This is a genomic window from Curtobacterium sp. VKM Ac-1376 (assembly GCF_015351025.1).
Classification (GTDB): domain Bacteria; phylum Actinomycetota; class Actinomycetes; order Actinomycetales; family Microbacteriaceae; genus Curtobacterium.
Window position 1 is genome coordinate 121,945 of sequence record NZ_JADKRV010000008.1, and the last position, 13,418, is coordinate 135,362.

General features: G+C 71.4%; 12 protein-coding genes. 5 read left to right on the forward strand and 7 right to left on the reverse strand.

Going from position 1 to position 13,418, the window contains the following annotated elements; translation table 11 throughout:
• Positions 1-133 precede the first annotated feature (133 nt).
• The 5 genes from gatC to ITJ56_RS11430 all read left to right on the forward strand — a co-directional run bounded on the left by gatC (position 134) and on the right by ITJ56_RS11430 (position 5,434).
• The gene (gatC, locus tag ITJ56_RS11410; protein ID WP_017887005.1) at positions 134-433 is read left to right on the forward strand and encodes an Asp-tRNA(Asn)/Glu-tRNA(Gln) amidotransferase subunit GatC; all 300 of its coding nucleotides are present in this window, start codon (positions 134-136) and stop codon (positions 431-433) included.
• On the forward strand, positions 430-1,974 hold the full coding sequence (gatA, locus tag ITJ56_RS11415) for an Asp-tRNA(Asn)/Glu-tRNA(Gln) amidotransferase subunit GatA (RefSeq protein WP_194630725.1): 1,545 nt from the start codon (positions 430-432) through the stop codon (positions 1,972-1,974). The genes gatC and gatA overlap by 4 nt, the downstream gene beginning before the upstream one ends.
• Complete coding sequence (gene gatB / locus ITJ56_RS11420) at positions 1,974-3,479, forward strand: Asp-tRNA(Asn)/Glu-tRNA(Gln) amidotransferase subunit GatB (protein ID WP_194630726.1); 1,506 nt, start codon at positions 1,974-1,976, stop codon at positions 3,477-3,479. The genes gatA and gatB overlap by 1 nt, the downstream gene beginning before the upstream one ends.
• Before the next feature lie 96 nt (positions 3,480-3,575).
• Positions 3,576-4,715 (forward strand): type III polyketide synthase, encoded by a 1,140-nt coding sequence (locus tag ITJ56_RS11425; protein WP_194630727.1) that lies wholly within the window; start codon positions 3,576-3,578, stop codon positions 4,713-4,715.
• The gene (locus tag ITJ56_RS11430; RefSeq protein WP_323749789.1) at positions 4,712-5,434 is read left to right on the forward strand and encodes a methyltransferase domain-containing protein; all 723 of its coding nucleotides are present in this window, start codon (positions 4,712-4,714) and stop codon (positions 5,432-5,434) included. Before ITJ56_RS11425 ends, ITJ56_RS11430 begins: the two co-directional genes overlap by 4 nt.
• Positions 5,435-5,696: 262 nt before the next feature.
• Here ITJ56_RS11430 and ITJ56_RS11435 read toward each other — a convergent pair whose 3' ends face one another.
• From ITJ56_RS11435 to ITJ56_RS11465, 7 genes are all read right to left on the reverse strand, one after another.
• Entirely contained in the window at positions 5,697-6,803 is a 1,107-nt protein-coding gene (locus ITJ56_RS11435; protein ID WP_323749790.1) for an N-acetylglucosamine kinase, read from the reverse strand.
• On the reverse strand, positions 6,791-8,092 hold the full coding sequence (locus ITJ56_RS11440; RefSeq protein WP_194630728.1) for a 6-phospho-beta-glucosidase: 1,302 nt from the start codon (positions 8,090-8,092) through the stop codon (positions 6,791-6,793). Before ITJ56_RS11440 ends, ITJ56_RS11435 begins: the two co-directional genes overlap by 13 nt.
• Positions 8,093-8,100: 8 nt before the next feature.
• Positions 8,101-8,991, reverse strand: a complete 891-nt coding sequence (locus ITJ56_RS11445) for a carbohydrate ABC transporter permease (RefSeq protein ID WP_194630729.1) — start codon at positions 8,989-8,991, stop codon at positions 8,101-8,103.
• Positions 8,991-10,031, reverse strand: coding sequence for a carbohydrate ABC transporter permease (locus tag ITJ56_RS11450; RefSeq protein WP_228517595.1), 1,041 nt, complete (start codon positions 10,029-10,031; stop codon positions 8,991-8,993). Before ITJ56_RS11450 ends, ITJ56_RS11445 begins: the two co-directional genes overlap by 1 nt.
• A complete protein-coding gene (locus ITJ56_RS11455) occupies positions 10,031-11,395 on the reverse strand; it encodes an extracellular solute-binding protein (RefSeq protein WP_194630730.1) in 1,365 nt (454 codons plus the stop codon). The genes ITJ56_RS11450 and ITJ56_RS11455 overlap by 1 nt, the downstream gene beginning before the upstream one ends.
• A gap of 108 nt (positions 11,396-11,503) precedes the next feature.
• Positions 11,504-12,745 carry an ROK family transcriptional regulator gene (locus ITJ56_RS11460; protein WP_194630731.1) on the reverse strand — a complete coding sequence of 414 codons (1,242 nt, stop codon included), beginning with the start codon at positions 12,743-12,745 and terminating at the stop codon, positions 11,504-11,506.
• A gap of 165 nt (positions 12,746-12,910) precedes the next feature.
• Positions 12,911-13,387 (reverse strand): zinc-binding dehydrogenase, encoded by a 477-nt coding sequence (locus tag ITJ56_RS11465; RefSeq protein WP_194630732.1) that lies wholly within the window; start codon positions 13,385-13,387, stop codon positions 12,911-12,913.
• Between the last annotated feature and the right edge of the window lie 31 nt (positions 13,388-13,418).

The window sequence follows — 13,418 nt, forward strand, 5'->3', positions numbered from 1 at the left end:
GACCGCGACCTCGGTGCCGGGCAGCTCCGGCGCACGCGAGGCGTCGCGCACGAGCGTCGTCCACAGCCGCGCCTGCGCGTCCGACGCAGCCAATAGACTGTGGGGCATCCCACGAACCGATCGACGGAGCACCATGCCTGACATCACGAGCGAGCAGGTCGCGCACCTGGCGAACCTCGCACGTATCGCACTCACGCCCGACGAGATCGAGAAGCTGACCGGGGAGCTGTCGCACATCGTCGAGAGTGTCGCCAAGGTCGCCGAGGTCGCGACCGACGACGTCCCGGCGACGAGCCACCCCGTGCCGCTCGGCAACGTCACCCGACCCGACGTGGTCGGCACGACGCTGACGCAGGAGCAGGCGCTCTCCGGGGCGCCCGACTCCGACGGCGAACGGTTCCGCGTGACCGCCATCCTGGGAGAAGAGCAGTGACCGACATCACCAAGCTGAGCGCCGCGGCGCTCGCGGACGCCCTCGTGGCGCGCGACGTCTCGAGCGTCGAGGCCACGCAGGCCCACCTCGACCGCATCGCCGCGGTCGACGGTGACGTGCACGCGTTCCTGCACATCAACCAGAACGCCCTCGCCGTGGCGAAGTCGATCGACTCGCGCCGCGCCGCGGGCGACGACCTCGGCCCACTCGCCGGTGTGCCGATCGCGATCAAGGACGTCCTGTGCACGCAGGACATGCCGACCACCTCGGGCTCGAAGATCCTCGAGGGGTGGGTGCCCCCGTACGACGCCACCCCGGTCGCCAAGCTCCGCGCCGCCGGCCTCGTGCCGCTCGGCAAGACCAACATGGACGAGTTCGCGATGGGCTCGACCACCGAGTTCTCGGCCTACGGACCGACCCACAACCCGTGGGACCTCGACCGCATCCCCGGTGGGTCCGGCGGTGGCTCGGCCGCTGCCGTCGCCGCGCACGAGGCACCCCTCGCGCTCGGTTCCGACACCGGCGGCTCGATCCGGCAGCCCGGCGCCGTCACCGGCACCGTCGGTGTGAAGCCGACCTACGGCGGGGTGAGCCGCTACGGTGCGATCGCCCTGGCCTCCAGCCTCGACCAGATCGGTCCGGTGGCCCGCACCGTGCTCGACGCCGCGCTCCTGCACGACGTCATCGGTGGGCACGACCCGCGCGACTCGACCTCGATCCCGGACGCCTGGCCCTCCATGGCCGCCGCCGCTCGCGAGGGGTTGCAGGCGGACACCCTGCGCGGTCTGCGCGTCGGCGTGGTCAAGGAGCTCGCCGGCGGCGACGGCTTCCAGGCCGGCGTCACCCAGCGCTTCCAGGAGACCGTCGCCCTGCTCGAGTCGGCCGGTGCGGTCGTCGTCGAGATCGACGCCCCGTCGTTCGCGTACGCGATCAGCGCCTACTACCTGATCCTCCCGGCCGAAGCGTCGTCGAACCTGGCGAAGTTCGACTCGGTGCGCTTCGGCCTCCGTGTCACGCCCGAGCACAGTGCCACTGTCGAGGACGTCATGGCTGCCACCCGTGAAGCCGGGTTCGGACCCGAGGTCAAGCGCCGCATCATCCTCGGCACCTACGCCCTGAGCGCCGGGTACTACGACGCCTACTACGGCTCCGCGCAGAAGGTCCGCACGCTCGTGCAGCGGGACTTCCAGGCCGCGTTCGAGCAGGTCGACCTGCTCGTCAGCCCGTCGGCGCCGACGACCGCGTTCCCGATCGGCGAGCGCATCGACGACCCGCTCGCGATGTACCTCAACGACCTGACGACGATCCCGGCGAACCTCGCCGGCGTCCCCGGGATGAGCATCCCGAACGGCCTGGCGCCCGAGGACGGCCTGCCCGTGGGCGTGCAGCTCATGGCCCCGCAGCGCGAGGACGCCCGGCTGTACCGCTACGGGGCCGCCCTCGAGCGGTTGCTCGAACAGCAGTGGGGCGCGCCGCTCATCGCGTCGGTCCCGGACCTCGACCAGAGTCAGCAGTCCGCTGCGCAGGAAGGTGTGATCTGATGGCGCAGAAGGACGCGCTGATGGACTTCGACGAGGCGCTCGAGCGCTACGAGCCGGTGCTCGGCTTCGAGGTCCACGTCGAACTCGCGACGAAGACCAAGATGTTCTCGGACGCCCCGAACTTCTTCGGGGGCGAGCCGAACACGAACGTGACGCCGGTCGACCTCGGGCTGCCCGGGTCGCTGCCGGTCGTCAACGAGCAGGCCGTGCGCTACTCCATCCAGCTCGGGCTCGCGCTCGGCTGCTCGATCGCGGAGTCCTCGCGGTTCGCCCGGAAGAACTACTTCTACCCGGACAACCCCAAGAACTACCAGGTCTCGCAGTACGACGAGCCGATCGCCTACGAGGGCGAGGTCGAGGTCGAACTCGCCGACGGCACGATCTACAACATCCCGATCGAGCGCGCCCACATGGAAGAGGACGCCGGCAAGCTGACGCACGTCGGCGGTGCCACCGGCCGCATCCAGGGCGCCGAGTACTCGCTCGTCGACTACAACCGTGCCGGGGTGCCGCTCGTCGAGATCGTCACGAAGCCGATCTTCGGCGCCGAGCACCGTGCCCCCGAGCTCGGTGCCGCGTACGTGCAGGTCATCCGTGACCTCGTCCGTGCCCTCGGCGTCTCCGAAGCCCGCATGGAGCGCGGGAACCTGCGCTGCGACGCGAACATCTCGCTGCGCCCCCGCGGCCAGGAGAAGCTCGGCACCCGCACCGAGACGAAGAACGTCAACTCGTTCCGCGCGGTCGAGCGGGCGATCCGCTACGAGATCCAGCGCCAGGCCGCGATCCTCGCCGCCGGTGGGACGATCACGCAGGAGACCCGGCACTGGCACGAGGACACCGGTCGCACCTCGGCCGGACGCCCGAAGTCGGATGCCGACGACTACCGCTACTTCCCCGAGCCCGACCTGTTGCCGGTCGTGCCGGACCCCGCGGTGATCGAGGAACTCCGTGCCTCGCTGCCGGAGGCCCCGGTCGCACGCCGTCGACGCCTCAAGGGCGACTGGGGCTTCGCGGACCTCGAGTTCCAGGACGTCGTGAACGGCGGGCTGCTCGACGAGGTCGAGGGGACAGTGGCCGCCGGAGCGGCTCCGCAGGCCGCCCGCAAGTGGTGGACCGGCGAGATCAGCCGCGTCGCCAACGCGCAGGACGCCGCCCCCGGTGACCTCGTCTCGCCGAAGCACGTCGCCGAGGTCATCGCACTCGTCGAGTCCGGTGACCTGACCGACCGGCTCGCGCGCCAGGTGCTCGAGGGTGTCATCGCGGGCGAGGGCTCGCCGGCCCAGGTCGTCGAGGCCCGCGGGCTCAAGGTCGTCTCGGACGACTCCGCCCTGACCGCCGCCGTCGACGAGGCACTCGCCGCGCAGCCCGACGTGCTGGCGAAGATCCAGGACGGCAAGGTCCAGGCCGCCGGTGCGATCATCGGCGCGGTCATGAAGGCCATGAAGGGCCAGGCCGACGCCGCCCGCGTGCGCGAGCTGGTGCTGGAGCGCGCGCAGCAGTCGTAGACGGCTCTCCGTCAGGACAGGAGGCACGGTGCCGGCTGGCACCGTGCCTCCCGTGCATCCTGGGGACACGTCAGCAATCCGGTGACAGGATGGAGCGTGTCCGCAACGATCCGCGCCATCGGAACCGCCGTCCCCGCGACGACCCTCGACCAACCTCGGGTCCGGGACCTCTTCTCCGCCCAGCCAGACCTCGGTCGCCTCGGCCGCCGGCTGGTCCCCGCGGCCTTCGACGGCTCGGCGGTGGACCAGCGCCACACCGTGCTCGAGGAGCTCGACTCCACGCGCGGCGGCGGGGCCTTCCGTGACGACGACGGCATCCTCCGCTCACCGTCGACCGGTGCGCGGAACGACCGGTACCGCGAACTCGCGCCGCCCCTGTTCGTCGCCGCCGCTCGTGACGCGGTGGAACGCGCGGGCGTGTCCCCCGACGCCGTCACGCACCTCGTGACCGTGTCCTGCACCGGCTTCACGCAGCCGGGGCCGGACATCGACGTCGTCGAGCAGCTCGGCCTGCCCGCAGGCGTCTTCCGCCACCACATCGGCTTCATGGGGTGCTGCGCCGCGTTCCCAGCGCTCCGCATCGCCGCCGCGTTCGTCGACCAGGACCCGGACGCCGTCGTGCTCGTGGTCTGCGGTGAACTCTGCACCCTGCACGTCCGGGCCTCGGACGACCCCGACCAGATCGTCGCGAACAGCGTGTTCGGCGACGGCGCCGCAGCCGCGGTCGTCGCCCGCGACGGAGCCGGACTTCGCTTCGACGCGTTCACGACCGCCGTGGTGCCCGAGGGCGCGTCCGAGATGGCCTGGAACATCGGCGACGAGGGCTTCGAGATGGTGCTCTCGACGGCCGTCCCGAAGCTCGTCGGGCTGCACGTCTCGCGGGCCGTCGCACCGCTGCTCGCCGACGGTGCCGCGTCGGACGTCCCGGTGTGGGCGGTGCACCCCGGCGGCCGCGCCATCCTCGACCGCACGCAGGAGTCGCTCGGCCTGCCCGACAGCGCGATGGCGTCGAGCCGGCGGGTGCTGCGCGAACACGGCAACATGTCGAGCGCCACGGTGCTCTTCGTCCTGCGCGACGCCGTCGACGCCGGCCTCGCCGACGGCAGCGCGGTCGTCGCGCTCGCGTTCGGCCCGGGCCTCACGGTGGAGAGTGCGCGCCTGACCGCGGTGCGGACCGAGGCGTCGCCCGCGCTCGAACCGGAGCGGGTCCCGGTCGCGACCGCGGGAGTGGCGTGAGCGGTCGAGACCGAGCCGAACCGGGCCTCCCGGCCGTCGACCTGGGCACGCGCGCACGCGACCTGCGCGAACTCATGGACGACCCGGACTGCGACCCCCGCGTGCTCGCGCGCACCTTCCGGCGGTTCACCGTCGTGAATGCGCTCGTGAGCGGATGGCGGGCCGCTTGGCGCACGCACGTCGCGCCGGCCCTGCCCGTGAACGGGCGCGGACGCGTGCTCGACCTGGGGTGCGGCGGTGGTGACCTCGCGCGGTCACTGGTGCGGTGGGCGGCCAGCGACGGCTTCGAGCTCGAGGTCGTCGGTGCCGACCCGGATGAACGGGCGATCGCGGCGGCACGTCGATCGACCCCGGCGGGCGTGACCTTCCGGCAGCAGTCGAGCGGCGAACTCGTCGCGGCGGGAGAGCGGTTCGACGTCGTCGTGTCGAACCACGTCCTGCACCACCTCGGCGACGAGGAGCGGCAAGGGTTCCTCGCCGACTCCGAGGCACTCGCGACCGGTCGGAGCCTGCACTCCGACATCCGGCGCTCTCCGGCGGCCTACCGGGCGTACGCGCTGGCGTCCCCGCTGGTGGCGGCGGGCACGTTCGTCCGGGTGGACGGGCTGCGCTCGATCCGCCGGAGCTTCACCCTGTCCGAGCTGCGGGAGGCACTGCCGGCCGGGTGGCGGGCCGAGGCTGCTGCGCCGCACCGGGTGCTGGCGATCCGCGATGCCTGAGCGGTCGCGGGGCCGTGGTGTCACGAAAGCGACACTTGGCCGCTGCCGACCCCGACGGGTCCGCGAAAGCGACAGTGTGTCGCGATCTTCGGCGTCAGACTGTCGCTTTCGCGGAAGGGCCATCGGCGGGCACGGCGGGCACGGCGGGCACGGCGGGCACGGCGGGCACGGCGGGCACGGCGGGCACGGCGGGCACGGCGGGCACGGCGGGCGGCGGGGCGGGCGCGGCGGGCGGCGGGGCGGGTGCGACGGGCGGCGCCCGTCAGCTGATCGCGGCCGTGGTGCTCGCGAAGGCGCGGGAGCGCACGGCCTCGCGGTAGTGCTCGAGCGCCGGCTCGTCGGCGCCGACCGACTCGAGCGCGGCGAGCCCGGCACCGAGCACGGGCGGATCGGTCACCCAGGTCGGGACGGCTCCTGGTACCCGGCCCGCGAGTCCGTCGACCACGCCGTCCACGAGCAGCGGGTGTCGTGCGGCGAGCACTCCGCCGCCGAGCACGACCGGCACCGGCGCCGCAGCGGAGTCACCGAGGCCCAGGCGTTCGAGCGCGACCGAGGCGAGCAGGACGATCTCCTCGGCCTGCCGCTCGACGACGCTGCGGGCGACGGCGTCGCCGGCACCCGCGGCCTCGAACAGCACGGGGCAGAGCCGGTTGAACACCCCGTGGTCGAGACGCCCGAAGTGGATGGCCTCGGTGACCTCACGGACACTGCCGAGGCCGACCGCTGCCGGGACCGCGGTCACCAGTGCCGTCGCCGGACCCCGACCGTCGTCGGCCCGGGCCGCGTGCCACAGCGCCCGGTTGCCGAGCCACGCCCCGCCGCCCCAGTCGCCGGAGACGTCCCCGATGGCGGGGAACCGGGCCGTCGTGCCGTCAGCACGGACCGCGAGCGCGTTGATCCCCGTGCCGCACACCACGGCCGCCGCGTCCGGCGACAGCGTGCCCGCCCGGAGCAGCGCGAACAGGTCGTTGTCGAGCACGTGCGGGGCGCCGCCGTCGTCGGCCCAGTGCGCCAGAGCAGCGGTGGCGGTGACGAGCTCGTCGTGCAGGTCGAGGCCCGCCAGGTACACGTGGGTGGTCCGGATGCCGTGCTCGCCGAGGTCGCGGACCACCCGCGAGCGGACGTCGTCGAGGATCGGCCCGGCCACGTCCCACCCCCGCGTCTGCGGGTTGGACCCGGGGCCACGAGCGTGGCCGACGATCGTGCCGTCGAGCGCGATCGCGACGACGTCGGTCTTGCTCCCGCCACCGTCGACGGCGAGCACGACGTCGCTCGGGTCCGGGCGGTCAGCCGCCGGTGGCCGGCGGGGCGAGTCCGGTCGGGAGGGCCGGGCCGTCTCCGTCCCGCCGGCTCGGATCAGCCCGCCCACGTCACCTGCTCCGATCGCGCCCACGGCAGGTGCTGCGCGTTCGCAGCGAGGAGCAGGTCGGTCAGCTGCTCGGCCTTGTCGACCTGCCCCACCAGGGGGTGCGCCCACATCGCGCGGAGGACCCGGTCGCGCCCGCCGTGCACTGCGGCGTCGAGGGCGAGCCGCTCGTATCCGGCGACGTGCGAGACGAGGCCGACCATGTCCGGGTCGAGTGGGGACACCGGCAGCGGGGTGATCGCCTGTCGGGTGACCCGGGAGGGGACCTCGATGACGTGGTCGTCGGGCAGGAACGGGAACGTGCCGTCGTTCTGCACGTTGAGCACCTGGACGTCGCCGCGGTCACCGAGGATCGACGAGAGCACGTCGATCGCCGCCTCGGAGTAGTACGCCCCGCCGCGCTGCTCGAGTTCGGCGGGCTTCGTCACGACGGACTCGTCGGCGTACTTCGCGAGCAGCGCCCGCTCGGTCTCCATGACGACCTCGGCTCGGGTGGGCTCGTGCAGCTGCTCCTGCAGCACGATGTCGTGACTGTAGAAGTACCGCAGGTAGTACGAGGGGATGGCGTGCTGCAGGCGGAGCAGGTCCGGGTGCATGTGGACACTGTCGGCCGTGCGGTCGAGCGCTTCGCCGGAGAGCAGCTCCCCGAGCACGTCGCGCGTCGTCCCGTCGGCGCCGGTCACGTGGACGCCCCGCTCCCACGTCAGGTGGTTCAGCCCGACGTGGTCGAGCCGGACGGCGTCGGGCGCGACCTGGAACTCCTTCGCGAAGCGGCGTTGGAACCCGATCGCCACGTTGCAGAGACCCACTGCGCGGTGTCCGGCCTCGAGCAGCGCCCGGGTGACGATGCCGACGGGGTTCGTGAAGTCGACGATCCAGGCATCGGGCTTGGCGTGCTTCCGGACGAGTTCGGCGTACTCGAGCACGACGGGCACGGTGCGGAGCGCCTTGGCGAAGCCACCGGGACCGGTGGTCTCCTGCCCGATGCAGCACGCTTCGTGCGGCCAGGTCTCGTCCTGCTGACGTGCCGCCTGCCCACCGATGCGGAGCTGGAACATGACCGCGTCGGAATCGGAGACGCCGGCGACGACGTCGTCGGTGACGTGGACCGTGCCGGGGTGCCCGGCATGGGCGAACATCCGCCGGGCGACACCGCCGACGAGTTCGCGGCGGACGGGGTCGGGATCGACGAGCCAGAGTTCGTCGATCGGGAGCTGGTCGCGGAGCCGGGCGAAGCCGTCCACGAGTTCTGGGGTGTAGGTGGATCCGCCACCGACGACTGTGAGTTTCACTGGTGCTGCTATCCCTTCACGCCGGTGAGCGCGATGCCCTCGACGAATGCCTTCTGTGCGAAGAAGAAGATGATGACGACCGGGACCATGACGACGACGGTCATCGCCATCGTCATCGACCAGTCGGTCCCGTGCTGTCCGCGGAACGTGGCGAGCCCGTACGCCACCGGCCAGGCCGCCTGGTTCTCGGACGCGTACAGGAGCGGGCCGTAGTAGTCGTTCCACGAGTGGAAGAACATGAAGATCGCGGCCGACGCGATGCCCGGCCGCGCCATCGGCACGACCACGCGCCAGAGCACGCCCCACTCGCTGCAGCCATCCATGCGGGCGGCGTCGCCGTACTCCTTCGGGATGGTCATGAAGAACTGGCGGAGCAGGAAGATGCTGAACGCGTCGCCGAGCAGGTTCGGCAGGATCAGCGGCCAGAGCGTGCCGGTCAGGTGCAGGTGCGACCACATCACGTAGACCGGCACCGCGGTGACCTGTGGGGGTAGGAGCATCGCGACGATGATCACCGTGAAGATCAGGTTCGCACCCTTGAAACGGATCTGTGCGAGGGCGTAGGCAGCGGGCACCGAGCTGATGAGCATGAACGCGGTGGCCAGGACCGCGTACATCGCGGAGTTGCCGAACCAGCGGGCGAGCGGCAGCTCGGTGAACACCCGGGTGTAGTTCGACAAGTCGAACGGTCGCGGGAAGATCGACGCCGTCAGGGCCTGGTTGCTCGACATCAGCGAGGTCAGGAGCACGAACACGATCGGAGCGATGGTCAGGACGCCGAGGGCCACGAGGGCGGCGTGCTCGGCGACCCACACCAGCGTCCGGCCGCGCGGCTTGCCGGTGCGCGGCGCCGTGCCCAGGGGGGCCCGGGCGAGCGGGGACTGCGAGACGGCGGTCATCAGGACTCCTCGGGTCGGAAGACGGAGATCCGGCGCATCGTGAACACGAGCACCACGGCGGTGATGACGAACAGCACGACCGCCATCGCTGACGCGTAGCCGAACTGGAAGTTCGCGAAGCCGTGCTGGTAGAGCAGCTCGGTGTAGGTCAGCAGCGAGGTGCCGGGGTACCCGAGCTGGGCCGCCGTCCCGCCGCCGATCGTCGCCTTGCCACTCGCGACGCCCGAGGCCACCGCGGCCTCGGTGAAGTACTGCAGGGCGGCGATCACCCCCGTCACGGCGGCGAACCCGATCACCGGCGCGATCGTCGGCAGCGTGATGTGCCGCACCTGCTGGACGCCGTTCGCCCCGTCGAGCGACGCGGCCTCGTACAGGTCACGAGGCACGTCGAGCAGCGACGCCAGGAAGATGATCATGATGTCGCCCATCACCCAGACGCCCAGGATCACGAGCGATGGCTTCGACCACGCCGGGTCGTTGAACCAGAGCGGACCGTCGATGCCGAAGAGCCGCAGGATCTGGTTCACCGGCCCCGTGCCGGGGTTGAACAGGAACACGAACGCCACGACGCTCGCTACCGGCGGCACCAGGGCCGGCAGGTAGAACAGCGTCCGCCAGAAGCCGGTGGCTGTCTTTGCCCGGCTGAGCAGCCCGGCGACGAGCAGCCCGCAGACGATCCGGACCGGCACCAGGATGACGACGAACCACAGCGTGTTGACGACCGCGGGACCGATCTGCGGGTCCTGCGTGAACAGGAACCGGTAGTTCAGCAGCCCGACGAACTCCGGTTCCTGCAGCTGGTTGTAACGCGTGAACGAGTAGAAGACAGACGCCACGAGCGGGTAGACGAAGAACACCACTAGCCCCAGGAGCGCCGGAGCGAGCATCGTCAGCGCGACGAGCCGGCGCCGGGACTCGGCGGACCGGGGCCGACGTCGCGGAGCCGTCGGGGGCACCGGACCGGACCCCGTCGGGCCCGAGGGCCGGGCGGCGCGGGCGAGCCGCGCCTCCCGGCCGGTCGTCTTGGTGGTGACGCTCATCACGGGCCAGCCAGCTGGTTGGCGTTGTCGATGTCGGAGTCGAGCTTCTTCAGCTTGGCGTCGAGGTCGCCGCCCTTCTCCTGGTACGCCTGCCAGAACTTCGTGAAGGTGCCGATGTAGGCGGCGCCGTCGGCGGTGCCGGGCGAGGTCATCGTGTCCTTGTTGCCCGCGACGTCGACGAAGGTCTTGTAGTTCTCGTCGACCTCGAGGTCCGGGGACTCGAGCGCCGAGGTGAGCGTCGGGATGTTCTTCAGCCCGTTGCCGAGCGTGACCTGCGCGTCGGTGTTCGTCGACAGGTACTTCAGCAGCGCCCAGGACAGCTCCGGGTTCTTCGAACCCTTCGCGATCCCCGCCACGTTGCCCGCGATGTACGTCGAGCCGTAGTTGCCGAGACCGTCCATCACCGGGGTCGGGGAGGTGCCGTAGTCGAGGTCCGGCTTCTGGTCCTTGATGAAGGCCGTGCGGTACTCGCCGTCGATCTGCATCGCGACCTGACCGGTCTGGAACGCGTTGTCGGCCGCGAACTCCTGCCCGAGCCCCGATGTGAAGGCCTTGAGCTTGTCGTAGCCGATCTCGTCGACGAAGCCCTTCTGCCAGGTGATCAGCTTCTTCCAGGCGGCGGACGTGCCGATCGCGCTGTTGCCGTCCTCGTCGAGCCACGAGCCGTCGACCATCGGCGCCCAGTGCTCGGGCGAGTTCTCGTAGAAGTCGATGAGCGGGTTGAAGCCGAGCTGCTTGATCGAGCCGTCAGCGTTGTACGTCGTCAGTTTCAGGGCGTCAGCCTCGAGCTCGTCGAGGGTCTTCGGCGGTGACGTGATGCCGGCTTTCTCGAGCAGTGGCTTGTTGTACATCAACGCGCTGACGTCGGCGAGCGCCGGCAGGGTGCAGCGGGTGTCCTTGTACTCCGTGTACGACTGCACCGCCTTCGGGATGTCGGAGAGGTCGACATCGTCGCGCTCGATGTAGGGGGACAGGTCGCGGAAGGCTCCGGACGAGCAGAAACTGCCCACGATTGCGGTCGAGTAGGACAGGCCGACGTCGATGTTCTGACCGGACGAGATCGCCTTCTGCAGCTTCTCGTCGTCCTGTCCGGCGTGGATGTCGACCGTGACGCCGGGGTTGGCCTTCTCGAAGCCCTCGACGGCGGTCTTCACGACGCCGGCTTCGCGACCCGTGAAGAAGTGCCACAGGGACACGGTCCCCTTGAGCTCCTTCGGGGCGCTCTTCTCGATCGAGTCGGCGCTGCTCCCGGAGCTGCAGCCGGCGATGACGAGGGTGCCCGCGGCGGCGATGGCGGTGGCGGTGAGGATCCTGCGGAAGACCCGGTGGTTCGGAGCCTGTCGGTTCGGTTCGGGGAAGTGCATCGGTACTCGCTCTCTGGTCTCGCTCCGGCGCTGCCCGGTTCCGGGCGCGACGAAGAGCCCTGTGGCAGGGCTGGGTGATGGTGCCTCGAGTGGTGCAGGTGGAACGGTTCAGGGGCGCTCGACGGGGTCCGGCGTCACGACATCGTCACTGATGCGCTCGAGCCGGTCCGCGAGCGCGGTGCGGACGACGTCGATCAGGACGTGCCGCGCACCGTGCAGGACGGGGGTGTCGGGGACGCCGGGGGCCACCACGGCCGTGGACCAGCGCGTGCGGGTCCGGAGCCAGGCGGTCACGGCGGCGGCCAGGGCGGGGCCACCGGCTATCCCGGTCGGGCCGTGCAGCACGACCGTCTCGGGGTCGGCCACGGCGAGGGCGGGGAGCACGTTGTGCCCGACGCGCTCGCCGAGGGCGGCGGTGAAGGGGTGCTGCTCGGGCAAGCCGGGCAACTGGGGGAGCACCTGGCGCCAGTCGGCTGCGGTGCCGTCGGGTGCCGTGATCCCGTGCTCGGCGGCCAGCGCGATGATCGCGGACTCGGAGATGAGGTCCGCGACGATCGTGGCCGTCGGGTCGATGGAACGGGCCTCGACCGGCAGCCCGAGGTAGCCGATCTCGCCGGCCGCTCCGGATGCGCCGGTGTGCAGGTGCCCGTGCAGGTCGAGGGCCATGCCGAGGCCCTCGGCCATCCAGAACAGCGCGAACGATCCGGGCGCGCGACCGGCGCCCATGTTCCGCTCGGCGATGGCGGCGAGGTTGGCGTCGTTCTCGATGACGACGCGGACCCCGAGGTCGGCGGACAGGGTGGCCGCGACCTGCTCGCGCGGCCAGCCGGGCAGGCCGTCGGTGAAGATCAGGGTGTCCGTGGCGTGGTCGACGCTGGCCTGCACGCCGACGGCGACCGCGGTCACCAGGTCGGGGTGGACACCGGCCGCCGTCGCGGCACGGGAGATCGCGGCACCGACGATGTCGGAACCCGGAGCGCGCATCTCGGCGTCGGACATCCGGTGCGTCGCGACCGGGAACGTGCGGCCGGCGGCGTCCACCACGGTCGACCGGACGTCGACGAGCTGGACGTCCACGGCGACGGCGAGGTCGCGCTCGGTGATGGCTTCGTAGACGACGGCACTGGGACCGCGCCGACCGACCTGCGTGTCGGTGCCGGCCGGGCGGATGAGGGCCGCCGATTCGAGCCGCCGGATGATCTCGGCCGCGGTCGGCTTGCTGAGCCCGGTGCGCTGGGCGAGTTCGTTGCGGGTGAGCGGACCGCCGTCGAGCAGGAGCTCGAGCGCGGCGCGGTCGTTCAGGACGCGCAGGAGCCCGGGCTGGCCGGGGGTGCGTCCTCGTGTCGTCATGTCGAGGACTGTAACGGACAACCTTCTTTACTGAAAGGTTTGTTTACAGATCGGAAACACGCGTTCTGCTCCGCGAAACACCGCGCGACCCGACGGCGGACCGGAGGCCCGTGGCGGCGTCGCCACGGGCCTCCCGTCCGCCTGTGCGTCTCCGGACGCACGCCGCTACGGGCGCAGCAGCACCTTGATGGCCCGGCGCTCGTCCATCGCACGGTAGGCCTCGGCGGCCTCGGCGGCCTCGTCGAGCGGCAGCTCGAGGTCGAAGACGCGCCCGGGGTCGATCGCCCCGGACAGCACGTCGGGCAGCAGCTCGGGGATGTACTTCCGGGCCGGGGCCATGCCGCCCGCGATCGCGATGTTCGTGTCGAACAGGTAGCGCGTGCCGATGGTCGGCACCCCGTGCGGGACCCCGACGAAGCCGACGTTGCCACCGGGGCGCACCGAGTGCAGCGCCTGGTCCATGCTCTCCTCGGTGCCGACGGCCTCCACCGCGCAGTCGGCCAGGTCGCCGCCCAGGAGCTCCCGGACGGCGTCGACGCCCTCGGCACCACGGGCGGCCACGATGTCGGTCGCACCGAACTCGCGGGCAAGCGCCTGGGGGGTATCGTGCGGCGAGCGCCCGCCGCCGAGCACGACCGGCACCGGTGCCGCAGTGGAGTCACCGAGGCTCAGG